This window comes from Bacillus sp. JK106 (assembly GCF_053663355.1).
Genome location: NZ_JBSJQC010000001.1, coordinates 887,205 through 910,908, shown reverse-complemented (window position 1 = coordinate 910,908; position 23,704 = coordinate 887,205). Strand labels below are relative to the sequence as shown.

23 protein-coding genes are annotated in these 23,704 nt (G+C 48.4%); 5 read left to right on the top strand and 18 right to left on the bottom strand.

Features of this window, described 5'->3' with window-relative positions; genetic code table 11:
• Positions 1-29 precede the first annotated feature (29 nt).
• Complete coding sequence (gene yutH, locus ACWJJS_RS04750) at positions 30-1,046, bottom strand: spore coat putative kinase YutH (RefSeq protein WP_162008369.1); 1,017 nt, start codon at positions 1,044-1,046, stop codon at positions 30-32.
• A 154-nt stretch (positions 1,047-1,200) separates the two neighbouring features.
• Here yutH and ACWJJS_RS04745 point away from each other — a divergent pair, with 154 nt between their 5' ends.
• Positions 1,201-1,701, top strand: coding sequence for a phosphatidylglycerophosphatase A family protein (locus ACWJJS_RS04745; protein ID WP_070082311.1), 501 nt, complete (start codon positions 1,201-1,203; stop codon positions 1,699-1,701).
• A gap of 26 nt (positions 1,702-1,727) precedes the next feature.
• On the opposite strand, the gene ACWJJS_RS04740 is transcribed toward ACWJJS_RS04745, so the two are convergent.
• The 4 genes from ACWJJS_RS04740 to lipA form a co-directional block, all read right to left on the bottom strand.
• Positions 1,728-2,498, bottom strand: a complete 771-nt coding sequence (locus tag ACWJJS_RS04740; RefSeq protein ID WP_070082312.1) for a TIGR01457 family HAD-type hydrolase — start codon at positions 2,496-2,498, stop codon at positions 1,728-1,730.
• A 33-nt stretch (positions 2,499-2,531) separates the two neighbouring features.
• Positions 2,532-2,966: a DUF86 domain-containing protein gene (locus ACWJJS_RS04735; protein WP_003151930.1), complete on the bottom strand. Its 435-nt coding sequence runs from the start codon at positions 2,964-2,966 to the stop codon at positions 2,532-2,534.
• A gap of 25 nt (positions 2,967-2,991) precedes the next feature.
• Positions 2,992-3,267 carry a YutD family protein gene (locus ACWJJS_RS04730; protein WP_003151928.1) on the bottom strand — a complete coding sequence of 92 codons (276 nt, stop codon included), beginning with the start codon at positions 3,265-3,267 and terminating at the stop codon, positions 2,992-2,994.
• A gap of 219 nt (positions 3,268-3,486) precedes the next feature.
• Complete coding sequence (lipA, locus tag ACWJJS_RS04725; RefSeq protein WP_454023358.1) at positions 3,487-4,383, bottom strand: lipoyl synthase; 897 nt, start codon at positions 4,381-4,383, stop codon at positions 3,487-3,489.
• A 201-nt stretch (positions 4,384-4,584) separates the two neighbouring features.
• On the opposite strand from lipA, the gene lytH reads away from it, so the two are divergent.
• Positions 4,585-5,562: an L-Ala--D-Glu endopeptidase gene (gene lytH, locus ACWJJS_RS04720; protein ID WP_003151918.1), complete on the top strand. Its 978-nt coding sequence runs from the start codon at positions 4,585-4,587 to the stop codon at positions 5,560-5,562.
• Positions 5,563-5,599: 37 nt separating this feature from the next.
• Here lytH and yunB read toward each other — a convergent pair whose 3' ends face one another.
• From yunB to ACWJJS_RS04690, 6 genes are all read right to left on the bottom strand, one after another.
• Entirely contained in the window at positions 5,600-6,358 is a 759-nt protein-coding gene (yunB, locus tag ACWJJS_RS04715; protein ID WP_032868661.1) for a sporulation protein YunB, read from the bottom strand.
• 126 nt (positions 6,359-6,484) lie between these two features.
• Complete coding sequence (locus tag ACWJJS_RS04710) at positions 6,485-7,879, bottom strand: bifunctional metallophosphatase/5'-nucleotidase (RefSeq protein WP_454023357.1); 1,395 nt, start codon at positions 7,877-7,879, stop codon at positions 6,485-6,487.
• 17 nt (positions 7,880-7,896) lie between these two features.
• Positions 7,897-8,718: a sulfite exporter TauE/SafE family protein gene (locus ACWJJS_RS04705; protein ID WP_003151913.1), complete on the bottom strand. Its 822-nt coding sequence runs from the start codon at positions 8,716-8,718 to the stop codon at positions 7,897-7,899.
• 19 nt (positions 8,719-8,737) lie between these two features.
• Positions 8,738-9,589: a DUF72 domain-containing protein gene (locus ACWJJS_RS04700; protein WP_003151912.1), complete on the bottom strand. Its 852-nt coding sequence runs from the start codon at positions 9,587-9,589 to the stop codon at positions 8,738-8,740.
• Positions 9,590-9,615: 26 nt separating this feature from the next.
• Entirely contained in the window at positions 9,616-9,957 is a 342-nt protein-coding gene (locus tag ACWJJS_RS04695) for a YunG family protein (RefSeq protein WP_070082315.1), read from the bottom strand.
• A 73-nt stretch (positions 9,958-10,030) separates the two neighbouring features.
• Positions 10,031-11,395: an allantoinase gene (locus ACWJJS_RS04690; protein ID WP_369614402.1), complete on the bottom strand. Its 1,365-nt coding sequence runs from the start codon at positions 11,393-11,395 to the stop codon at positions 10,031-10,033.
• A 179-nt stretch (positions 11,396-11,574) separates the two neighbouring features.
• Here ACWJJS_RS04690 and ACWJJS_RS04685 point away from each other — a divergent pair, with 179 nt between their 5' ends.
• Entirely contained in the window at positions 11,575-13,170 is a 1,596-nt protein-coding gene (locus ACWJJS_RS04685) for a PucR family transcriptional regulator (RefSeq protein ID WP_014305757.1), read from the top strand.
• Between the two features lie 778 nt (positions 13,171-13,948).
• On the opposite strand, the gene ACWJJS_RS04680 is transcribed toward ACWJJS_RS04685, so the two are convergent.
• The 4 genes from ACWJJS_RS04680 to allC form a co-directional block, all read right to left on the bottom strand.
• On the bottom strand, positions 13,949-14,389 hold the full coding sequence (locus ACWJJS_RS04680) for a hypothetical protein (RefSeq protein WP_003151908.1): 441 nt from the start codon (positions 14,387-14,389) through the stop codon (positions 13,949-13,951).
• A gap of 574 nt (positions 14,390-14,963) precedes the next feature.
• Positions 14,964-16,160 (bottom strand): MFS transporter, encoded by a 1,197-nt coding sequence (locus ACWJJS_RS04675; RefSeq protein ID WP_007410110.1) that lies wholly within the window; start codon positions 16,158-16,160, stop codon positions 14,964-14,966.
• A gap of 121 nt (positions 16,161-16,281) precedes the next feature.
• A complete protein-coding gene (locus ACWJJS_RS04670; protein WP_217365457.1) occupies positions 16,282-17,493 on the bottom strand; it encodes a pyridoxal-phosphate-dependent aminotransferase family protein in 1,212 nt (403 codons plus the stop codon).
• 60 nt (positions 17,494-17,553) lie between these two features.
• Positions 17,554-18,795, bottom strand: coding sequence for an allantoate deiminase (allC, locus tag ACWJJS_RS04665; protein WP_369614403.1), 1,242 nt, complete (start codon positions 18,793-18,795; stop codon positions 17,554-17,556).
• Positions 18,796-19,014: 219 nt separating this feature from the next.
• Here allC and ACWJJS_RS04660 point away from each other — a divergent pair, with 219 nt between their 5' ends.
• Positions 19,015-19,884 (top strand): endonuclease I family protein, encoded by an 870-nt coding sequence (locus tag ACWJJS_RS04660; protein WP_070082321.1) that lies wholly within the window; start codon positions 19,015-19,017, stop codon positions 19,882-19,884.
• 49 nt (positions 19,885-19,933) lie between these two features.
• Here the strand turns inward: ACWJJS_RS04660 and ACWJJS_RS04655 are convergent, their stop codons facing one another.
• The gene (locus tag ACWJJS_RS04655; protein WP_043867399.1) at positions 19,934-21,040 is read right to left on the bottom strand and encodes an ABC transporter ATP-binding protein; all 1,107 of its coding nucleotides are present in this window, start codon (positions 21,038-21,040) and stop codon (positions 19,934-19,936) included.
• Between the two features lie 155 nt (positions 21,041-21,195).
• Here ACWJJS_RS04655 and ACWJJS_RS04650 point away from each other — a divergent pair, with 155 nt between their 5' ends.
• On the top strand, positions 21,196-21,924 hold the full coding sequence (locus ACWJJS_RS04650; RefSeq protein WP_012118372.1) for a GntR family transcriptional regulator: 729 nt from the start codon (positions 21,196-21,198) through the stop codon (positions 21,922-21,924).
• Between the two features lie 24 nt (positions 21,925-21,948).
• On the opposite strand, the gene ACWJJS_RS04645 is transcribed toward ACWJJS_RS04650, so the two are convergent.
• Complete coding sequence (locus ACWJJS_RS04645) at positions 21,949-22,803, bottom strand: PfkB family carbohydrate kinase (RefSeq protein WP_071392249.1); 855 nt, start codon at positions 22,801-22,803, stop codon at positions 21,949-21,951.
• 13 nt (positions 22,804-22,816) lie between these two features.
• Positions 22,817-23,701, bottom strand: coding sequence for a carbohydrate ABC transporter permease (locus tag ACWJJS_RS04640; RefSeq protein WP_003151895.1), 885 nt, complete (start codon positions 23,699-23,701; stop codon positions 22,817-22,819).
• Between the last annotated feature and the right edge of the window lie 3 nt (positions 23,702-23,704).

Sequence of the window (23,704 nt, the reverse complement as noted above, 5' to 3'; positions counted from 1 at the left end):
TTTTCTAAATATTTTTACGTCATATTTTCTTACGAACTGATTCCTTTTCCGAGCCACGCCACAGGCGGGACAAAAACCTGCGCCGCTCTGACATTCAGCATGTCGTGACATGTCTGCAAAAACTGTTCATAGCGGGTGCAGTCTGCAAGAATGTAGTCAAGCTGCTCTTCGTAAAACTGTTTTTCAGAATCATGAGAAATGTAATAGCTCTCCACCGTCTCAAAGAAATGAAGCGGAAACAGCAGGCGGCTGTAAAACAGGCGCTTGGAAAAGGAGGATAACGGCGTAACTTGCTCATATTCCTGCAAAAACGAAAACCCTTCGTTAAGCAAGTCGTCACGATGATACAAATATGTGCTGCGCATATATTCCGCAATATCACGGGCGGCATGGTCGAATACCCAATCGCCCGGAATGCGGATCAATGATTCCTCCGACCAGGTATCCCGTTCCATCCGCTGATGGCAGATTGTCCCCGAGTCTTCTGCGCCGGGATTGTCATCCAGCTCCGTATCCACTAAATATTGAATCGCATTTTCCGCTAAGCCTGAATAATAAGGAAATGCTTCGATCATTTTCTTTTCGAACGGTTCGAGCGGAGACATATGAATTTTCTGCATCCAGAATGATTCCAGCTGATCCACCCGTTTTCCCCATAAGTCCTTCCATTGGCCGATCCTGCCCGCTTCTTTCACTTCGTACGGAAAACCCCGCCCTTTTCTGTGAAATTCGGCAAGCTCCCCTCCGACAGAAAACGACCGGTTTGCGACGGGGATCGGCGCTTTTAAGAGCGCATACGTTTTGCCTTCGTCCTCAAAGGTCAGTTCTCCTTCCTTCGTAAAGATAAACACTGAAACGTATGGGTCACTTTGTTCTTGTAAATACTGACTCATGTAGTAAAGCTCCGTCAGCTCTGATTGCGAAAATCCGGAAACGGGAATAATAAGAAAGAAGGAATTAGGCGTCTGGAAGCATTGGTATTTCTGATAAACGGAAAGCTGTCTGACGTGGATGCCGTACTTTTCTTTAATGATGCTTTTCATCATAATCACCTGCCTGAAAAATTAGAGCTATTCACATCGTAGTCATACGCCGGCGGAATTATGAATACATATTGTAATCCTTTGAATCAAGTGGAGAAACATCGTACACATCGGAAGGGTGTTGTATAAACTAGTAAAAAAAGATTGGGTGAAGCAAATGTCAGAAAAGGAACAACTGAATCACGTGGAAGCTGTCGCCAGAACGCGTTTAAAAGAACGGGGGGTTGAGACGGACGATATTGCCGAGCTGGTGTATTTCCTTCAGAAAAAATATCATCCTGATTTGACGATGGAAGTATGCAGGCTCAATGTGGACCGTGTCATCGCAAAACGCGAGGTGCAAAACGCCATTTTAACGGGAATAGAATTAGATGTGCTCGCCGAACAAAAAAAGCTGTCTGAACCGCTTCAGACCATTCTGGCGATTGATGAAAGCCTGTATGGGGTTGACGAGGTGCTCGCCTTCTCTATCGTGAATATATACGGCTCAATCGGCTTTACGAATTACGGCTACATTGACAAAGAAAAACCCGGCATTCTCGGGCGTTTAAATGATAAATCTACGGGCGAATGCCATACGTTTCTTGATGATATCGTCGGCGCAATCGCAGCAGCGGCTTCAAGCCGGCTTGCCCACAGCGCCAGAAATACAGAATAAGGACGGCCGTCATGGCCGTCCCTTTTTTATAGATATTCAATCCATTCGGTTAAAGAGTCAATCGCATATGTCGGCTTCCGATCGTAATCTGCCATATGCTCACGCTTTGTCACTCCGGTATGAACCAGCAGCGTATCCATGCCCGCATTGATGCCGGCCATAATATCCGTTGCATAGTTATCGCCGACCATGAGTGTTTCGGAAATATCCGTTCCGAGCACACGCATCGCCTGTTCCATAATAATCGATTCAGGCTTGCCGATAAAGACAGGCTCAACGCCCGTTGACACCGTCAAAACGGATGTGAGCGAACCGTTCCCTGGTAAAAGCCCTCTTTCAGTCGGAATGGCGACGTCGCCGTTTGTTGAAATGAACCGGGCGCCGTTTCTGATCGCAAGGCATCCCGTTGCCAACTTTTCATATGTAATGCCGCGGTCGATTCCCACAACGACAAAGTCCGCGTTTTCTTCTCCGAAGCTCAGCCCGTTTTCTTCAATGGCCTGACGGATGCCTTCTTCGCCGATCACATACACCGACGCGTCTTTTTTCTGCTGGGCGATATGCTGCGCAGTCGCCATGCTCGTCGTGAAGACCTGCTCTTCAGATGCCGGAATGTCAAAGCTCATCAGCTTGTCCGCCACCTGCTTCGGCGTCCGGGAAGAATTGTTCGTCACGAATAAATACGGAATGCCGCGCGCTTTAAGCGTTCTCACGAATTCACACGCTTCTTCGATTTTTTCCGTCCCGTTGTACATTGTGCCGTCCAAATCTATCAAATATCCTTTATAATCCTTCATACTCAACACTCCTGTGGATTTTCTCACTCGTTGTTATTTAAATGCGGAAACAGGCCCTAATTCTGTTTCCAGGTAGGTTCTTACACGGGCCGGAAAGGCTTTCAGCACATCCCTGTTTGACGTGATCAGCGTAAACAGTTCCTGATGATCGGCTTGCTGATATTCCTGAACAAGCCGCTTTCTGGAAGAGATCAGCTGCTTGAGCTTATTCGCTTCATCCTCAGCTACCACCTTTTCATCCGTCAGAATATCCATGATGTCGTCATAACTCCCCGGATCGCGCATGATAAAGCCGTCAATCATATCATTTCCGACATCGAGAATGCATTCGATCATAAGATGGCTGATCCGCTCAAGCGCCCTTTTTTCGATTTCGCTCTGCCATGCAGGCGTGCTGTCAAACAGCGCCAGCTGGGTCTCAAAAAAACGGAGTGTTTGTTCGATATTATTTCTGTCAACAAAATACACGTGACAGCATCCCCTTCTGCATCAATTATTTTCTGATTCGTTTTAAAACAAAATACGCGCAGCCGAAATTGCAGTATTCATAAATGTATTCGTCCAATGTGCTGATTTTCGTTTCAAAGGTTGCTTTTTGATTCTGGTCATCAAAGAAGCCTTTGAGCCGCAGCTGACTGTATCCCCAGTCTCCCACAATGTAATCATATTTATTTAATATGTCCGAATAGCGGGCTTTGAACGCTTCTTCATTAAAGCCGTTTTTAAAATCGTGTACGAGTTCAAACTCGGCATTTTGAATAAGAATCATGTCTTCACCTCTTTTATCACTCTTTACTATCATAATTCATTGACTTCTGTCCATCAATTGCAAAATGAGACGGTTCTGACGGACGGAAAAATTTTCCCCTTTTATATCCAGTGTAGCGGTTCTGACGATCCTTATTCAAGAATGACTTTTTCCCTGCACAGACGGCTCCATCACAAAAAAACCCAAAACCTGCGGCGTTTTGGGTTTTTTCGGCTTATCTTATGCTTGGGCCTGGCGTTTTTTAGACGCTTCGTTCACTTGTTCATCCGCATGGTAGGAAGAACGGACAAGCGGGCCTGCTTCACAGTGGCTGAAGCCTTTTTGCATCGCGATATCTTTCAGTTCGGCAAATTCGTCCGGATGATAATATTTTTGGACTTTTAAATGTTTTTTCGACGGCTGCAGGTATTGGCCGATCGCCATGATGTCGACATTGTTCGCAAGCAGGTCGTCCATCACTTCAATAATTTCTTCCTTCGTTTCGCCGAGACCGATCATAATGCTTGATTTCGTCGGGATGTCAGGCTGCATTTCTTTCGCACGGCGCAAGAATTCCAAAGAACGGTCATATGTTGCACGGGCGCGGACTCTCGGTGTCAGGCGGCGCACGGTTTCAATGTTGTGGTTCAGAATATCAGGACGGGTATCCATTAATGTTTTCAGGTTGTCGTAATTTCCGCCCATATCGGATGGCAGCACTTCAATCGTCGTGAACGGGCTTTTTCTGCGGATCGCCCGGACCGTTTCCGCAAAGACGCCTGCTCCGCCGTCTTTCTGATCATCACGCGCCACGGCCGTGATGACGGCGTGCTTTAAGTTCATCAGCGCAACCGAATCAGCTACGCGTTCCGGTTCCTGCAGATCCAGCTCAGTCGGCAGACCCGTTTTGACAGCGCAGAAGCGGCATGCTCTCGTACAGACGGAACCGAGAATCATGAATGTCGCCGTACGTCTGACAGCCCAGCATTCATGGATGTTCGGGCATTTTGCTTCTTCACATACGGTATGCAGATTATTTTCACGCATTAATTTTTTCAGACCCGTATAGTTTTCATTCGTGTTCAGCTTTATTTTGAGCCATTCCGGCTTTCTCAGATGCTCGTCTTTCTTTGCCATTTCCCCATCATCTCCATTATCCCTTTATTCATGTTCGTGTGCGAAAAATTTCTATTTCACGATGGATATAAAACTTGCGGATTTCTATTCAATAGTCACTTTAACATAGGAAAAATTTCTCGACAAGGGAAGAGAATTACTTACATTTTCTCGGATTGTTGCCGCAAACTATTTGTATTAATCCTGAAAGGAGATCATGTTGTGAAAGTTCTGTTATCTGCTCTTCTCCTTTTATCATTTTTCTGTCCGGCTGCAAGCGGGAAAGAACAATCGGCTCCTGTTTACGGTGAACGGATGCAGTTGTACCGCAAAGCCGAAGCAGTCACGCAGATTCCTTGGTATGTGCTTGCGGCGGTTGATCAATATGAAGAAAATGTCCGCTCGAACCGAAAGGATCTGCCGGAAAAAGCGGGAATCATCAGCATTTATATTCCGGATCATTTGTGGAGCGGGCCTGAAAATCCAAATCCTAAGGACGAGGCGCCCCTCAGCATTAAAGTATTTGACGGGATCGGCCTGGACGGCGACGGCGACGGAAAAGCCGAGGTCAGCAATGATGAGGATATTCTTTATACATTTGCACAGTATTTAGCGGGATTCGGAACGGATCTTGACCATATCCGCATCGGCCTCTGGAATTATTACCGCCGTGATCAGACGGTCGGCATTATCACCGAATTCATGACACTGTTTAAAACGTTCGGCCGCCTTGATCTCGGAGAGCACGCTTTTCCGCTTCCCGTGAAGACGGATTACAGCTACCGCAGCACATGGGGCGCCGCGCGGGGTTTCGGCGGGCGCCGGATTCACGAAGGAACGGATCTGTTCGCCCATTACGGGCTCCCCGTCAGATCGACCTGCTACGGTATTGTTGAAATGAAGGGCTGGAACCGTTTCGGCGGCTGGAGAATCGGCATCAGGGATATCAATAACACGTATCACTACTTCGCTCACCTGAACGGCTTTGCAAAAGGTGTGCATAAAGGCCAGATCGTCAAACCCGGAGAGGTGATCGGCTCTGTCGGCAGTTCCGGATACGGACCGCCGGGCACCGCGGGAAAATTTCCGCCGCATCTTCACTACGGGATGTATAAAGATAACGGCAGATCGGAATGGTCTTTTGACCCGTATCCTCATCTAAGGGCATGGGAGCGAAAAGAAATCCGCAGGAAAAAGTAAACACACAGCCGCCAGGAAAGATTGCGGCTGTGTGTTTTTATTTATCTTTCTTCTGTTTTTCATTCGGCAGCTGAATGGAAGGCGTCACACCTGATCCGCTGCTTCCGTTATAAAACTGCGGCACCTCTCCTTGAATCGCTTTAATGGAGACCGGTATATTATTTGTCACGACTGATGTTTTACTGGCAAACGGGATAATAACCTTTACCTTAATTTCCACAAAAATACTGATATCGATCAGGGCATTGTTAATGCCGTACGGCTTTATTTTTGTTTTCACATCAGTTAACGCATCACCGATCAGGTTAAAGCGCACGGGGATTTTCGGCCCCAGATTTCCGAGAATGCTGTTTCCCGTGACCTGCCCTAAAGGGATGTTAATCATAATTTCATCGGCCGTTTTGGCGCCTTTTTCCGTTTCATGCTGCTTATTGTTCGACTCCGCTTCCTTCAAATGAGCCTGAAGCTGCTTTGTCACTTTCGCCTTCATACTGTTGACCATTTGTGTATTAAAATCCATCGTTGTGACTTTTCCGTTTTCATCCGTTTTCATATCGACCATATCTTTCACATTGTCGCTGTGAGACATGTATTCTTCAATGGATTCCGTAATGACCTCTGTCGCCACCCGTTTGGTTTCCATTTCTCCTATGTTCATCAGCACCGGTTTGATTGAGGAGTTGATCATCCAGAGGCTGATGACCGTCGATATGATAAAAAAAGCAAACGACAGAAGAAGCACATATCGAAAAGGCAAAGGCCCTCTCTTGCGAAGAGCGCTCCGGTATCTAGGCAAGAAAAATCCCCCCTTACATATCACAATGTATGCTTGTAAGGGGGGACATAGTATTTTATTTTTACTCTTAAAAAGTCAAGCTTACCTTCACTCAAATGAGATGGAACGGCCGGCGGATATCTGACATTACGCTTGCCGCGCGAGCTCCCAGGCGAGCAGATCTCTTAAAAACTCCGGCATAAAGTATTGTTTTTCTTTTGAATCGCGGATGTAAGGGAACAGCTTGCCGAGTGTAAACATGTCGAGAACGGCAACCGAGTATATCCGCTCCGGATCCACCTCTTCTCCGTTCACTTTCACATTGAGGAGATGCGTCACACCGTCTTCAAGAATGCCGGCCTCTGCCTCCGCTCCGGCATATACCATCCTGCCCATCACTTCCCCGCGGAAGCCGAGGCCTTTAATCCGCAGCTGCTCCATTTGTTCCGAGGCGGCCTGGCTGATTGTTTCCTGGAGTTCCCTGCCTGAAAGACGAACGGCGACCGGATTGATCGGATGAGGGCAGATGCGGTGCAAGTCAAGCTTTGTGACAGGCCCCTTCTGTAAAGGCCCCAAAATGACGCCTGAATTCACCATGCTGACTTCACAGCCGCACCAGCTTTTCAGCGCTTCGGCTAATAGAAGCGGGAGCGGCGATTCCTCAAACCACTTCACGCCGGCTTCTTCATTCAGATTGGCGACTTGTACGGAGAGCAGGTTTTCCGCTTCCCGTTCTTTCTCTTTCAGAAAAGCCGCCGTATCTTCAGATTCCCCGTGCCAATCAGCCATTTTCTGTACAGATGCCTGTTTGCTGACAATGGTTCGTGATTCACTTTCTATCGTCAGCTCGACACAGCCGACATAGTTCCCGTATTTCTCCGCACATGCAAGCAATACGCCGTTTATGTCCTGTCCGTCCTCAAGAAGGTGGTGCGTATGTGATTCAAGAATGACATCGATGTCGGGAAATTTTTCCGCTGCGGCCCGGTCATCGATCAGGCCTAAATGAGAAAGCAGAATGATGATGTCCGCTTTGTCCTTGATATCGTCAAGTGATTCTTGAATGCTTTTTTCCGCATCCGTCACCGTCCAGCCGAGTTTTTGATAGACGGGATAATACGGCACCGTGACGCCGAGTATGCCGGCGGTCATCCCGTTTTTCAGCGTTTTGATCACGTAGGGCTTGGCCCATTCCGGCCGCTGTCCGTCCGCGTCAAACAGGTTGGACACAATGACGGGAAACGCGGCATGAGTATATAAATCCGCCAGCTCATCGTGAGGCAGCGTAATCCCTTCATTATTCCCGACGGCAGCCGCATCAATCTCAAGACGGTTTAACAAGTCGACATTCGCTTTGCCGAAGGTCGCTTCCGTTATCATTTGAAATCGGTCCATATGATCGCCGATGTCGAATACGAGTGTTTCCTCCCCGTTTTTTTCATGCTCTTTTCTCTTCTGCTCAATATAATGTACGATTTTCGGCCAATTTTCGAAATGGCTGTGCAAATCATTCGTATGATATAAACGGAGCTTCTCTAACATACCATCTCTCCTACCTTTTAGCTGAATATCCCTTGATAAATCAATTCACAGCCGATCAAAATCAAGACGACCCGCATGAAAAGCACGATCGTTTTCGTCTGCACCCGCTTATTGACCCACGCGCCCATTTTGCCGCCGAACCACGCGCCCGGAACGAGGCACAGCGCATACAGCCAATTGACATGGCCCTCTGCGATATGTGACACGGAACCCGTCACGGAGGATAAGAAAATGATGAGCATTGACGTCGCCACAGCCACTTTCGGCGGGAACAAAAATAACAGCATCATGGCCGGAACCATAAGAGAGCCGCCGCCGATGCCGAAAAGACCGCCCAATAAACCGACGAAAAAGGCAATGGCGATACCGGTAAAAATACGGTACGAATATGTATAAAGCTCACCCGATTCATCCTCATAAGTCCGGATCATGCCTTTATGCGCTTTATTGACCGGTTTTGCTTTCGCCTTCAGCATTAATGTAATAGAAATCAAAATCATAAAAAGTCCGAACCAGACGGAAAACGTATGCGCATTAAAAAGTTTAGACAAATACGCGCCGATGATGCTTCCCGGGCCGGAACCGATAAAAAAGATCAGTCCGCTTTTGTAGTCAACGGTTTTATATTTCATATAGGCCAGAGTTGATGACAGGCCCGTAAAAATAATCACCAAAAGGGACGTGCCGATGGCAGTCTGCGGTGTTACGTCATGGAAAAACGGAGTCATCGTGCTTAAATAGAGCATCGCCGGCACGATGATAATTCCTCCCCCAAGCCCGATCAGGCTGCCGACCGTTCCCGCGATAAATCCCAATATGATCAAAATAAGATAAGACATGTGTCTTGAAACCTCTTTTCTAGCTGAATAGGTCGAGCTGCTTCGGAGCAAGCCCGGTATATGAGATATCTAACATTTCAAGCATCTCAAGCCCGTTATCGGCGGCGTCTCCGCCTGAGTTATTGTTGAAGAGCACATACAGATTGCGCGACTGCTTTTTCAGCTCCTGAAAATTGTTTTTCCAATCTTTGAGCTCCTGTTTGTTATAGCGGTATAAATATCTGACCTCACGCCAGTTTTGTCCGCCGTCAGGTTTGATCCAGCCCTGCTTGTTCCGTCCGTGAAAACGGACAAGCGTTTTTTCTTCATCCGTTGCTTTCAGGACGGTCGGAATGCTGCCCTCGCCGATCTGCGGCTCGTCACATATGCTGTGAATCCAGCCTTCCTCCTTCATAAAGGAAAGGGTCTGCTCGTAAAATGGCGGGGAAAACCAAGACCGGTTGCGGAATTCAAGCGCGCACGGGATATCCCCCATCTGCTGCCTGCACCATCTTAAATATGCGACGTTTTCTTTCTTGCAGTCAAACCACGGCGGGAATTGGAACAGCACCATGGCAAGCTTTCCATGCTCTATATACGGCGATAATGACAGCTTAAACGCCTCAAACATTTCTTCCTTCGATTCAAAGGGAATATCGCCGCGCTGATGACCCGTCATTCCTTGATATGCCTTAATGACGAATTGAAAAGATTCCGGCGTCTCTTTGACCCATCTTTCGTTATTGCGGGCGGGCTGTATGGCGTAAAAGCTCGCGTCCAGCTCAACGATGGGAAAATGGGAGGAATACGCCTGCAGTTTTTGCGGGCCCGCTGTTTTAGGCGGATAGATGCTGTCATGATCCCCCCACCCCGTCAGTCCGATATAAATCACAATCCTTCACCTCTCATTCTAGTTTATCACAGGTGCGTTTCCATGTTTTTTCTGAATGCACTTTTCAGGTAATGGTACTGATGTTCATTGGTGTCCGAAAATGCCTCATCTCTGGAAGAAAGAATATGCTGATAGACGATCGGCTCTGAAAACTGACCGCTCGTGAAATCATATATCTCCCCGTCTATTCGATTATAAAAATGCCAGCTTGTACCGGTTTTTGTTTTGAGAATGTCACCGCCGTAAACATCTTGGATGACTAAAGCCGTCACGCCGCACTGGCCTTTGGCCGGGCAATCTTCCGTCCATTTTGTACTAGTCTTGCGCGACCAGGATGCCGTTAATATGTTCAAGATTTGATTATACAATGTGTTTTACTCCTTTTTATAAAAAGATACCACGAGACCCGCTTTCCAAACGACAAAAAAGAGCCGATTCTCATCAGAGAATCGGCTCTTTTATTTCAGAAGGCTTCAGGAATGTTCCGAAAGCCCCGCTCTGCTTCCCACCGCCATCCTGATACACACAGCGTCCCTTGCTGTAGGTCGCAGCGATTCGGTATGGAAAGGTGCGGCCTTCATACAAGCTTTGCTTATGTTTGGAAAACATCGTTTCTTTTGTGACGGTAAAAGGTTCCGGCCGGACAATGGCAAAATCAGCGTCAAATCCTTCTTCAAGCCGGCCTTTATTCGTTAAACCGAAGCGCTTGGCAGGTGCTTCGGCCGTCCATCGGGCCACATGTTCAAACGGAATCCCATGATCGATCGCTAATTGAATCATGCCGAGAAGCGTAAATTGGCCTCCGCTGATCCCGCCCCACGACAGGAACATATTATCCTCGCGTTTCAAAGACGGATGACAGGGAGAATGATCCGAAGACACCATATCAATCAGGCCCTCAGCCAAAACCCCGATCAATTCCTCTTTATCAGCCTCTGAGCGGAGCGGCGGAGCGCATTTGGCGGCCGCCCCTTTTTTGAGGAAGTCTTCAAAGCTGAATAATAAGTAGTGCGGACACGTTTCAACGGTGACATCCAACCCGTCTTTTTTCGCCTGCTGAATGGAGAGCACGGCCCGTTTCGTGCTGATATGTACAAAATGAAGCGCGCATCCCGTCGCTCTTGCATATTCAATTGCCCGCTGCACAGCCTCGCATTCGGCTTCTTCCGGACGGGAGGAAGCGTAAGCGCGGGCATCAATTTTCCCTTGGAGCGCGTACTCGGCTTCAAGGAATCGGGTGAGAGCGTCGCTTTCTGCGTGCAGGGCCAAAATCTTGCCGCACGCCGCGATTTCCTTCATTCCCTTTAAAAGAGTCCGTTCATCGGCTGATTGAAATTCATCCGTTCCCGATTTAGACAGAAACGCTTTAAACCCGATTGCCCCCGCTTCTGCCATCGGCCGGATATGTTCGGTATACCCGGGCATCAAACCGCCCCAAAGCGCAAAATCAACCGCTGACTTCCGTTCGGCGATTTCCGCCTTTGCCAGCAGGTTTTCAGCAGTTACCGTCGAAGGAATGCAGTTAAGCGGCATGTCAAAATAAGCCGTACAGCCGCCGGCAGCAAGCATGTTTGAGCCGGTTTCAATGCCTTCCCATTCTTCGCGTCCGGGTTCATTGAAATGCACGTGACAATCGACCGCGCCCGGAAACACATACATGCCGTCTGCCTGCACCACTTGTTCCGCGTTTTCGTCAATGCCGGGCTCGATCAATGCAATTTTCCCGTCCTTGACGGCGATATCGGCCCGCTCTGTCCCGCCTTTTCGCACAGCTTTCGCACCCTTTACAATTACGTCATAGGCCATTTTATCTTCCTCCCTGTAAGGATGACGATTTTCTGTCAGTTTTTATCACAACATGCGTCTATGATTGCCAGTTTACTGCTACTATGATCGTAATACATCAGCAAAACCGCTATAATTTTTGATGATTTTTATTCATATTAACCAATGGTTGTCTTTAGAACCTGAAAGGAGATTGACTGATGAACATTTATGATGTAATGAAGATTCCCGCTTATGAGCGGGCCGCATTAATCGCAGGCAGATCCGGCGGCTGGAGGGAGGTGCAGCACGTCAACATGATGGATGCGCCGGACATCGCTGATTTTTTACATAAAAACGAATTGCTCGTCACGACGGCTTACCACTTGAAGGACCGCCCGCAGCTGTTGAAAGATTTGATCCGCCTCATGGCAAAACGGGGCTGCGCGGGACTGGGGATCAAAACGAAGCGCTATCTTAATGTCATTCCGAAAGATGCCGCGGAGCTTGCCGACCGGTATGAATTTCCGATTATTGAGCTGCCGGAAGACATCAGGCTGGGAGATATCGTCAACGCTACACTGAGCCATATTCTTGATATGCGTTCAAATGAGCTGCAGCAGGCCATTTACGCCCATAAAAAATTTACAAACCACATCATGAGCGGCAAAGGGCTGCAATCCCTGCTTAAGAAGCTCTCAGACATTCTCCGGCTTCCCGTGCTGCTTTTGGATCAGCATACAAAACTCTTATCATCGTCCCACAGCATACCCATTGACACGTCTTTATTGAAAAACATCTGTTATTCCCTTTCCGGTCCTTATTTCACCTGCTTTTCCATGCTCTCCGACAGAAAGGCGTATTCTGTCCTGCCGATTCTGAATGTTGAAAAAAACTGCGGTTATCTGGTGATTCCGGAGCTGGTGCAGACCGCTGATAAAGGCATGATTTTGACAATTGAACAGGCGGCCAACGTCATTTCCTTTGAACTGCTGAAAGAAAATGCCGTCAAACAATTCGGCAGACGGGCGCGCAATGAATTTTTCAGCAATTTCATCGACCGCTCGTTTACCGGCCATGAAGAAATCAAAAGCCGTGCCAAAGAATTCCGGCTCCGCTGGGATCAGAAATACATGTGCATTTGCGGAAAACTCGACCGAAATGAGAAAACGATCAGCTTTACCGAAAATCAGCTCGTTTCCGATCATGTATTTGATCTGCTTGAAGGGGAGCTGTCATCCTTTCCGTTTCCCCCTCATCTCTTTATTAAAGGAAATGTCGGTATTCTTTTAATTGAAGCGACAGACAGCTGGAATGAAATGCACGCGTCTGTCATCAGCTTTTTGGAGCAGTTTCAGAAACAGGTCCGGACGCAGTTTAAACGGACTGTCTCCTTCGGCATCTCAAACATATGCCAAAAGCTGATCGATGTCCCTGACGCTTTTACTGAAGCTTCAGACGCCATTTCATCCGGGCATTTGTCCAGAAGCGCGGAGTTTATTCAAATCTATCATGCCAAAGACGTGCCGGAACTGCTCCGCCTGCTTCCGGCGGAAGATGTGAAGAAGTTTTACGAAGCCACCCTCCAAAGCCTGGCCGATCGGCAAAAGGAGGACCAGAGCCTGCTTCATACACTGTCTGTTTACCTGGAGACCCACTGCCAGATTTCAGAAACGGCTAAGCGCCTGTACGTCCATCGAAATACGGTGATCTATCGTTTAGAAAAATGCGAGGAACTGCTCGGCAAAAGCTTAAAAGATCCGGAGACGACGATGCGCCTGCGGCTCGCGCTGAGAATGCAGCGGCTGATCGGTTAAGGAATTGCTGCTGTCCTCAAATGAAATCCACTCTCATTGGCGTTTCCGCCAAAAAAATACGAATATTTCAGCGATAAAGCCTGATGCCAGCCCGTCTTCCGCATACTAACGTGTTTTAAACATCACATTCGGAAAAATGAGGAGTTGGGATAAGAGAAAAACTGCAGCACTGGCCATCTGCTCTCAGTATGTAGTTGCCATGTACGCAGGAGCCATTACAATCCCTTATTCGGTGGGATTTATTGAATACAAAAGGAATCGTACGGAAAGCTTCGCGAAGGCTACAGTGCCGCAGAAGAGGTTCATGCCCTAACCGCTTCTGTATTTCACAAACAAGCCCTCTCAATAGCGAACCCTGATTTAGATGCAGGTTTCCTTAGCTGTTTCACATTACCTTCCAATCTCAAAAGCATACTTGGGATACAGTCGTCGGTGAGATTCTATGCTCGGAAGGAAAAACGAAGCCATCTTCTCAGCGAACAGATGCAGCTCGGAGAAATATGATGGAATCATACGGGTGCTTGCTTCTCCCGTTTAGGCTTGCTTGAAAATCCCCCTCTCCATCCATTTTCATATATCGATGCATTAAAGGACTACCACATCCCGCTCCTGCTCATCCTATTTGGCTATCAGTTGTACCTGGGAGTTAGGGTTTCATACTCAATGAAAAGGATGCAGGGGTCCCCTGCATCCTAAGTACATTCAGAAAATTTTCAGCCTTTAAAAATTAATTTAGAAGAATAATTATTACTAATCAGTCGAAATCATATTTTAGATATTAGCGTTTCCATTTACTTGAATTTACAGTTTGAAGTAGTTCCGAGTGTTTCCAGTTGTTATAAAGTTTCACTTTTACACGAGTTGAAGCAGATTTTTTAGCGATATTCGTAAAAGTAACATTCAATTTTTTGCCGTATGACGCATTACCGGAAGCAGTATCAATAGTCTTCCATGAACCGCTTGTATACCGCTGAAGGTATAATTTACAATAAGCTGCGGTCTCCCATGTGCCTGATCTTCCTAATTCAACTGTGGCATTAACATTTTTGTAGTTATCTGATGTATGTATATATGATTTTGCAGAAACAGTTCCAGTATTGTAAGTAAAGCTCGTTGTTTTGCTTACTGCTTGCGCTGATTGACTGAATCCTATAATCAGGCCAAAAGTCATAATACCTGCCAACAATACTGCTAGAATATTCTTAGTTTTACTTCTCATGATAAATCCCTCCATTAATAATTATACTTGTAAACACAAGATTATTATACATTCTAACCCATATTTTCCGATTTTTAAAGACTAAATAATCTTTTGGTTGCAAAAACTAGATAAGAATACGATGAGTTTTAAAAAGACATTGTATGAATTTTATAAATAACTTTTAAAAATGATATCTGATAAGAACAAAAGCCTCCGCCTCATTTTCTCCTCAGTTCTCATTGGCTTGAGTAAATAATGGAAGACATTGTGATTTTTTAGCCTAAAAGCCGTTTTTTCTGTGCGTATCAATCTGCTATTGGCTTCCCAAGAGCTTCTGTTGCCGTGTCAACTTTCTGCCTTATTTATTTCTCAACTGCTTGTATTCTGGAATTGCAGAAAATCAAGGATGAAGCCGGGGGTACGGAACTCACCAAAAAGGTGTATTCGGCCACTTTATTACTGTCAGCCTGCTTCATATCCTCATTACAGACAGAAAATACAACAGAAGCAAACTTGGAAGATAAGTAAAAATGGATATTTTCAAATTGAAGAAAAAGCAAAAAGCCTCCGGATACCCGGAGGCTTTTGATTCTTATCCTTGCTGCGTGAACGGCCGGGTCTGTGTCTTTTTGCCCCAGCCAAGCGCGGCCAGAAAACTGATGGCGAGAATGGCCGCTCCCAGCATATACGGAAATTCCATATTTACATCAAAGAGAAAACCGGCGGCTGACGGTCCGGCGATATTCGCTAAGCTGATGAATGAGGTGTTCATCCCGCCGGCAAACCCCTGCTGGTCACCGGCGAGCTTCGACAGCATCGTATTAACGGCCGGCCGGAGCAGCGATGTCAGCGTCAGGAAAAAGATTGCCGCGGCAAAAACGGCCCAATATGAACCCGCAAACCGGCACCACACAAGTCCTGCAGCAGCCCCGATCAACGTCACGTTAATGACGCGCTTTTCCCCGAACCTGCGGACGAGATAACTGACGCCGACCGCCTGCACAAACACGCCGATGAGACCCGCAGCCGTAATAATAAAGGCAATATCAGAGGCTTTAAATCCGTGTTTATGGTCAACGTAAAGGCCGAAAACGGATTCAAAGTTCATAATTCCGAAGTTCAGCACAAAAACCAGAATCAGCATAAACGCGAACGGCGATTTGAGCGCGCGTGACATTTGCTTAAACAGATGCTCACGTTTTTCCGTTTTTGCCCGGGCTTCCAGCTGCTTTTCACGTCCAAGCGTTTCGGGCAGAAAGAAAAATGAAAGCACCGTTGAAAAGCAGGCGAGACTTGCGGACACGATAAACGGCACAGACATGCCGTAATGAACCAAATAGCCGCCGACACCGGGTCCGATGACGACACCGAGCGTCATCGCCGCGCTGAACAGCCCCATTCCTTTCCCGCGTTCTTCCTCGGTCGTAATATCCGCAATGTAAGCGAACATTGACGGCATTAAAAACGCCGCGCCCATTCCGCCCAAAAGGCGGGATGCGAACAATTGCCACAGGCTTCCGGCAAAGGCGAAGATCAATTGTGACACGGCAAAGGCGGCAATGCCGAAAATAATCAGTTTCCGCCGTCCGTATTTGTCGGTTATTTCCCCGGCAATAGGCGCAAATAAAAGCTGTGTAAGCCCCGCCGCCGCAACAAGCAGACCCATCGTGCTCCCCGTCGCTCCGAATTCGGTAATATATGCGGGCATAATCGGAATAATCAATCCGATCCCAAGCATCGCAATAAACATATTCAGCATTAAAATTGACAATCGCCCCATGTACGCCATGATTTCTTACCTTCTCCCCAGACAAACAGATGATCATTCCATATTTGTCATTTTTTATACCATTCAGTATAACGGGGAAAAGGGAAAAAAGTCCAGATGATTTCAATCTCGTTTTCATATCTCATGACAGCACACCGGTTTCAGCCGGCAGATCATATATGTTAAGGGCCGCCTGCAGCGCTTCCCCGGCTTTAACTGCAACTCCGTGTCTGATCAGAACCGCTTCAAGTCCGGCCAGCACAAACAGCACATTTTCCTTTCTGCAGCTGTAGCCCATCGTTCCGATTCTCCAAATTTTCCCCTGCAGCGGACCGAACGAGCTGGCGATTTCAATTCCGAATTGAGACAAAAGCATACTCCTGATCGATTCGCCGTCTGCTTCCGGCGGAATCTTCACACATGTGACGACAGGCAGCTTCGCCTCCGGATCGCCGAATAAATCAAGGCCCATCGCTGCAAGTCCCGCCGTAAGCGCTTTTTCATGACGCTGATGCCTGCGGAACCGTTCTTCAAGTCCTTCTTCCAGGACAAGGCGCACACCCTCCCGCAGCGCATAAAGCATTGCTGTCGCTTCTGTATGGTGATTCAGCCTTCTTTCACTCCAATAATCTTCGAGCTGGCTCAGATCAAAATAGTTGCTCGTAACCGGCCGATGACCGGACAGCATTTTACCGTCAGCTGCCGTCGCAATGCCACGTTCTACCTTTTTACGCGCGGCAATGACAGCTGCCGTCCGGTCATTATAAGTAATCGGCGCCATTCCGGAAGGGACCGATAGGCATTTTTGCGTTCCCCCGATAACTGCGTCAATCTTCCATTCATCCGTTTTTACGGCGCAGCCTCCGATCGTGGCCACGGCATCCACGATAAAGAGTGCGTCTTGGGCGCGGCACGCTTCCCCGATTTCTTTCAGCGGGTGAATCCGCCCCGTTGATGTTTCTCCGTGCACCATAGCGACGATTTTCGGGGAAATCTTTTTCATCTCGCTGATAATCTCTTCAGGCCGGAAGACCGTTCCCCATTCACACTCGATCGTATGAACGTCCGCTCCGTACCGCTCGGCGATTTCAGTCAGCAGGTGTCCGAAGCGTCCGTATATCGGAACGAGCACGCTGTCGCCCGGTTCTATCACACTTGCGAGAACAGCCTCAATCCCCGCTCTTGATGTGCCGTCAATCGGATAGGCCCAGCGGTTCTCAGTTTGAAACAATTCACGGAGCATTTGCATCGTTTCATTCATGATGCCGGTAAATGCCGGGTCAAACTGGCCGAGGATCGGAGCGCCCATCGCCCTCAGCACTCTCGGTTCAGCTTCTGTCGGTCCCGGTGTCATAATCGTTCTTTGCGGAATGCACAATTCTTTTCTGGTCGGCACGCCGATTCCCCCTTTACGTTAATAGGCAAGTTTATGTAATACATTCGCCAGCGTAAGGACGCCGGTTTCAAGCTGATGTGCGGGTGTGAATTCAAGCGGCGAGTGGCTAATCCCGCCACGGCTCGGCACAAACAGCATGCAGGCCGGAAAGGTTCTGCCGAGCATCTGGGCGTCATGTCCCGCTCCGCTTACGATCTTCTCCGGGTCCGCCCCCTGCTCTTTTGCAGCCTCTGCTGCGGTTCGTGTCAGTGTCTGATCCATTTGAACCGGCTCTATCCTCATATATTCATCAATAACAGGTCTGACTCCTTTGCTGCGGCTGATGTTTTCAATAATCGACACCAGTTTCTGACGGAAGGCTGCCAGCACGTCTTCCTGCTGGTGGCGAATATCAACGGAAAACTGGATACGGCCCGGAATGACATTCGCCATATTCGGCTCAACCGTCATTTTCCCGCACGTCAGGCGGAGCTCTTCCGGCTGTCTTTCCGCTGAGAGCATGAGTTCGTGGATGATGCTGCTTCCCGCCGCGAGCGGATCTTTCCGCCATTTCATTGAAGTGGTCCCCGCATGGTTGCATTCACCGTCAAGCGTAACGGTATAGCGTCTCTGTCCGGCAATCCCGGTGACAATCCCGATATCCTTTCCCGATCGTTCAAGCGTTTGCCCCTGTTCTATATGAATTTCCAGAAAGGCACTAATATCAGTGCGCAGCGGCGCCGGATAACGGCCTGCACCGAAGCCGTTCTGCCGCATGGCTTCTTTCAGAGAAATGCCGGACGCGTCTTTCGGCGTTTCCGCATCTGAAAGCGAGAAAGCACCGGTGATATTGCCTGAGCCCCAATAGGTGATGGGAAAACGGCTCCCTTCCTCTTCACAGAGCGACACAGCCTCCAGCGTTTTTTTCGGACGCCCGCATGTCTCATGCAAATGCCGGATCGCCAGCATGCCCGCCAGCACGCCGAATGCACCGTCATATTTGCCGCCGTCAATAACGGTGTCAATATGCGACCCGGTCAGAATCACCTGATCAGGCGATTCTGTGCCGTTCAACCGGCCGAATACGTTACCGACATCGTCAAATGCCGTTTCCAGCCCGAACGCCTCCATTTTCTTTTTGACGGCAAGCTGGGCGTTCATCCATTCTTTCGTATATAAAAGCCTCGTCACTCCGCCGGAAGCGGAAGCGCCGAATTGAGACAGCCATTGTATGTCGTCGGAAATCCCGATATTCGCCGCCGAAAGCTGCTGATGTTCCATACACGCCCTCCTTTTAAACTGAAAAACTGACAAGATGATCTTCATTATAGAAGGAGCGCATTATGAGTTCATTATCATACCCTCTAAAAAATCAATGATTTTCCGGATACTTTGACCAAGAAACCGCCCCTCTGTCCCATAAGCCGAAGGAACCATTTTTCAAAAAAGATAGAATATTAGATTTATTTTTTGGATAATAGAGGTAAAGGAGGGCAAGTCATGACAAAAAAACTTTGGTTTCTGCCGATTGTCTGCCTGTTTTTCATTTTTGGATGGGCCGCGCCGTCAGCCTCTGCGGGCGCGCCGGCTGACACAAATCTGTACAGCCGGCTCGCGGTTTCAACTTCCGGCGGCACAACTCTTTTTCCGCAAACTGCCTCAGCTGTCATCACTCCGTCTGCGGATACGGACACATATTATAAAGAAGCTTCCGGAAAAAGCGGAACAGCCTTAAAGAGCGCCCTGCACCGCATCATCAGCGGACATACTAAGCTGTCTTACAGCCAAGTATGGAATGCATTGAAGGAAACTGACGAAGATCCGGCAAATCCGAACAATGTCATCTTGCTCTACACCCAGGAATCACGGGCCAAAAGTAAAAACGGCGGCAGCGTCGGGGACTGGAACCGTGAACACGTGTGGGCAAAGTCACACGGAAACTTCGGAACAGCTGCCGGCCCCGGGACGGACATTCATCATCTGCGCCCTGCAGACGTCCAGGTGAACAGCGCCAGAGGAAACATGGATTTTGATAACGGAGGCTCAGAATACCCGAAAGCGCCGGGCAATTATTATGACGGTGATTCCTGGGAGCCGCGCGATGAGGTCAAAGGAGACGTCGCCCGCATGCTGTTTTACATGGCGGTACGTTATGAAGGCGGCGACGGGTATCCCGACCTTGAGCTGAATGATAAAACCGGAAACGGCTCAGCTCCTTACATGGGAAAACTGTCCGTTTTGCTCAAATGGAATAAACAAGACCCCGTCGACAGTAAGGAAAAACGGCGGAACGAAATCATTTACGAAGACTATCAGCATAACCGCAATCCGTTTATCGACCACCCGGAATGGGCGGACGAAATCTGGTAATCGTATCATAAGAAGTGATAAGGGAGCCCCGATCATCAGGCTCCCTTTTTCAATATACGGCGTTTTCAGTGTCGGCATCAAAAAAGACGGCCCGGTTCATATTGACCGCAAGCAGAATGGCATCGCCGGGTTTCACCTCTGAAGCGCCGTCAAGACGGATCGTCATGCGGTCATCTCCGCTCACCGCATGAACGTACATCTCCGCGCCTAAGTTCTCACATACTTCCGCCACAGCGCGGCACACCGCTTCAGGCGGGTGCTCTGATTGTCCGGCAAGCGTCAAATGCTCCGGACGCAGCCCCGCAGTCATCTCCTGACCGCTGTATCCTTTCTGCACAAGAACGGCCGCTTTTTCTTTCGGAATGGGCAGACGAACGGACGAACCGGCAAAATACCATTGCCCGTGACTTTCTTCTATGACGCCTTTTATAAAATTCATACTCGGAGAACCGATAAAACCCGCCACAAACATATTCGCCGGATAATGATAAATCTCATGGGGGCTTGCGGCCTGCTGAATATCTCCTTCATTCATCACGACAATCCGGTCGCCCATTGTCATCGCTTCCGTCTGATCATGCGTCACATAAACGATGGTCGCTTTCAAACGCTGATGGAGCTTGCTGATTTCGGCGCGCATCGTCACACGCAATTTCGCATCTAAGTTGGAAAGCGGCTCGTCCATCAGAAACACTTTCGGCTCCCGCACGATCGACCGGCCGAGCGCAACCCGCTGCCGCTGCCCGCCTGAAAGAGCCTTCGGTTTCCGCTTGAGCAGATGCCCGATTTCCAAAATATCAGCGGCCGTCCGGACTCGCTCTGCGATTTCTTTTTTCGGCAGCTTTCTGAGCTTCAAACCGAACGCCATATTGTCAAACACCGTCATGTGGGGATACAGCGCGTAATTCTGAAAAACCATTGCGATATCACGATCCTTCGGGGGCAGATCGTTCACCGCGTCTCCATCGATATAAAGCTTCCCTTCAGAAATGCTCTCCAGTCCGGCAATCATTCTGAGTGTCGTAGATTTGCCGCAGCCGGAGGGACCGACAAGCACCAGCAGCTCCTCATCCTTTACATCTAAGTGAAAATCCTTCACTGCCGCCGATTGGGCGCCGTATGTTTTTTTGATATGGTCAAATGTTAATGATGCCATTCGAAACCTCCTCCAATACTGGAAACCGCCACATCTTTCTGTTATGTTAAAAATGTTCGGGGTTTCTGACAGATTCATAAATGAAAAGCAAATTTGTATTATAACGTCATAATACATATAATAGTACTACTACTTGACAAAGGAGGTCCGTCCCATTGTTAAATAACGGGAGCTCGAAACCTTTATATATTCAGCTGAAACAAATTATCGCGGACGATATCAAGAAGGGCGTTTATTCGCCGTCCGTAAAACTGCCGACTGAAAATGAGCTGTGCGAAACGTACAACGTCAGCCGCATAACGGTCAGGAAGGCCATCCTTGATCTTGTGGAAGAAGGCTGGCTCGTCCGGCAGCAGGGAAAGGGAACGTTCGTTAAAAGCCCTAAACTGAAGCGGGAGCTCATCGCGGTCAACGGCTACTCTGAATTTATGGAATCAACGGGAAAAAAACCGAAACACCAGATCCTTTCCCATGAAATCATTGAAGCGCCTAAATCCATCGCTCAAAAACTTCGCGTCGCTTCCGAAAGTCCCGTTCTTGAATTAAAACGCATTTTATTTCACGACGACCAGCCGCTCTCATTCGAAATCGCCCACTATCCGCTCAGTTTATTTCCCGACATCGGCAAGCATATTAAAGGCGGCGTGTCGATGCATGACATTTTGAAACAGCACTATCAGGTGGTGCCCACCCATAATACGAAGCTGTTAAATGTCGTATACGCCAAGCAGGAAGAAAGCCGCTATCTGGCTTGTGATATCGGGGATGCGCTTTTTGAAATTGACAAAACCGCTTTTATGTCAAAAGACCAGCCGATATACAGCTCGCTGTTTTTAATGCATACCGACCGCGTTACGTTTACCATTAACAGCCCCTATGCGTAACAAGTATAAAAAACGAGACAATGCTTATCGTATTCTCGTTTTTTCACTGCTTTTCCCGCCGTCCGGCCTGTAGGGATGCCCGTAACCGAACGCTCCGAACCCTCCGCATGTTTTGGCAGCCGTCCCGGCGGCCGCAGTAAGCGCTCGCCGAATATCCTGATGCTCGAAGAAATCGGTAAGAAACCCGGCAATAAAAGAATCACCCGCGCCCAATGTATCTATTATATCAGCTCTTACCACCGGCTGATGATAGACGCGTTCCCCATCCGATAACACCGCGCCATGTTCTCCCCTTGTCAGACAGACGATTTTCGCTCCGAAACCGCGGGCTTTTTCGGCAAGCCGCACACATTCACTTTCACTCAAATCACTCCCGGAAAAAAATGCATACGTTACGTACGGACAGACCGCTTCTAAATAGGCTTCGTCACGTTTTACAGAGAAGTCAAAGGAAATCGGCACATGGCCGCTCAGCATCGGAAGGTCACGTTCTATCCTGCTGTATACGCTCGTATGCAGCAGATCATGTCCGGAGATAAATGAGATGTCATTCTCCTGAAAAGCGAGCGTCAGACGCGATTGCACGCCGCCTTTATTTGATCCGGCAAATATCCTGTCCCCTTTTTCATCAAGCGTGACGACCGCCATCCCGTTTTCTCCGTATGCCCGGCGGATCAGATCGGCATTCACCTTTTCCAGTTTCAGCACATTCAATACGTGATCCGCCGCTTCATCACTGCCGAGAATCCCGATATAAGAAGTTTCGTGGCCTAAGCGCCGGGCAAGCACGGCTACATTTAACGCATTTCCGCCCGGGTAAAACGTCTCCTGATCCTGATAATAATCTACTACATTATCTCCGGCCGCTATCAGTTTCATCTTTTCATCCCCCTTATCCTTTCACGCTTCCCGCTGCAATGCCGCGGATAAAATATCTCTGCATCAATAAAAACAGCGCGATGATCGGAGCAGCAGAAATCGTCAGCCCGGCCAGCAGCACGCCCCAATCCGTCTGCAGCGCATCTCTGAACTGCATCAGCCCGGCCGGAATCGTCCGTAAATTTTCATCATCGATAAAAATAATCGCAAACATAAACTCATTCCATGTATGGTAAGCCGTCAAAATGCCTGATGTCACCAGAATCGGCACGCTCATAGGTAAGAATATTCTGAAAAATATTCCGAAACTTGTACACCCATCCAGATAGGCCGCTTCCTCAAGCTCTTTGGAAATCGACAAAAAATAGGAACGGATCAGAATCACGGTAAACGGAATACGGTAGGCTGCGTACGGAAGAATCAATGCCCAATACGTATTGTACAGTCCCAATGACTGGATAATGGAGTACAGCGGCACAAGACTGACCTGCGGCGTCAGCATCAAGCCGCCAAGACAAATGATCAGCACAAACCCTTTTCCTTTAAATTGAAAACGGGCCAGCCCGTATGCCGCCCAGGCGCTCACAAATACGGTGATGAGACAAGTCAGCACGGTCACAATGACGCTGTTCATAAAATAAGCGGAAATCCCTTGGTTCCATGCGGATACGAAGTTTTCGGGATGCCAGACAGAGGGCAGAGACCAGCTGTGCTCAAAAATCTCATCCGAGCTTTTAAAGGCGCTGACCGCCATCCATAACAGCGGATAAGCAACGGCAATGAGGTAGATAAAGAGAAACAGCCACACAGACGTTTCTCCGACATACCATTTTCTCGGTTTTCCGCCTGTTCTGACGGCCTGACGGGCATGACGCAAGTCCGTCTTTTCAGGAAGCATCGG

Bases quoted from the DNA above. Each gene is read 5' to 3' on its own strand.
- yutH (WP_162008369.1), bottom strand. From the start codon at position 1,046: ATGATGAAAAGCATCATTAAAGAAAAGTACGGCATCCACGTCAGACAG.
- ACWJJS_RS04745 (WP_070082311.1), top strand. From the start codon at position 1,201: ATGTCAGAAAAGGAACAACTGAATCACGTGGAAGCTGTCGCCAGAACG.
- ACWJJS_RS04740 (WP_070082312.1), bottom strand. From the start codon at position 2,498: ATGAAGGATTATAAAGGATATTTGATAGATTTGGACGGCACAATGTAC.
- ACWJJS_RS04730 (WP_003151928.1), bottom strand. From the start codon at position 3,267: ATGATTCTTATTCAAAATGCCGAGTTTGAACTCGTACACGATTTTAAA.
- lipA (WP_454023358.1), bottom strand. From the start codon at position 4,383: ATGGCAAAGAAAGACGAGCATCTGAGAAAGCCGGAATGGCTCAAAATA.
- ACWJJS_RS04710 (WP_454023357.1), bottom strand. From the start codon at position 7,879: ATGTTAGAGAAGCTCCGTTTATATCATACGAATGATTTGCACAGCCAT.
- ACWJJS_RS04705 (WP_003151913.1), bottom strand. From the start codon at position 8,718: ATGTCTTATCTTATTTTGATCATATTGGGATTTATCGCGGGAACGGTC.
- ACWJJS_RS04690 (WP_369614402.1), bottom strand. From the start codon at position 11,395: ATGGCCTATGACGTAATTGTAAAGGGTGCGAAAGCTGTGCGAAAAGGC.
- ACWJJS_RS04685 (WP_014305757.1), top strand. From the start codon at position 11,575: ATGAACATTTATGATGTAATGAAGATTCCCGCTTATGAGCGGGCCGCA.
- ACWJJS_RS04680 (WP_003151908.1), bottom strand. From the start codon at position 14,389: ATGAGAAGTAAAACTAAGAATATTCTAGCAGTATTGTTGGCAGGTATT.
- ACWJJS_RS04675 (WP_007410110.1), bottom strand. From the start codon at position 16,160: ATGGCGTACATGGGGCGATTGTCAATTTTAATGCTGAATATGTTTATT.
- ACWJJS_RS04670 (WP_217365457.1), bottom strand. From the start codon at position 17,493: ATGACACCGGGACCGACAGAAGCTGAACCGAGAGTGCTGAGGGCGATG.
- allC (WP_369614403.1), bottom strand. From the start codon at position 18,795: ATGGAACATCAGCAGCTTTCGGCGGCGAATATCGGGATTTCCGACGAC.
- ACWJJS_RS04660 (WP_070082321.1), top strand. From the start codon at position 19,015: ATGACAAAAAAACTTTGGTTTCTGCCGATTGTCTGCCTGTTTTTCATT.
- ACWJJS_RS04655 (WP_043867399.1), bottom strand. From the start codon at position 21,040: ATGGCATCATTAACATTTGACCATATCAAAAAAACATACGGCGCCCAA.
- ACWJJS_RS04645 (WP_071392249.1), bottom strand. From the start codon at position 22,803: ATGAAACTGATAGCGGCCGGAGATAATGTAGTAGATTATTATCAGGAT.
- ACWJJS_RS04640 (WP_003151895.1), bottom strand. From the start codon at position 23,701: ATGCTTCCTGAAAAGACGGACTTGCGTCATGCCCGTCAGGCCGTCAGA.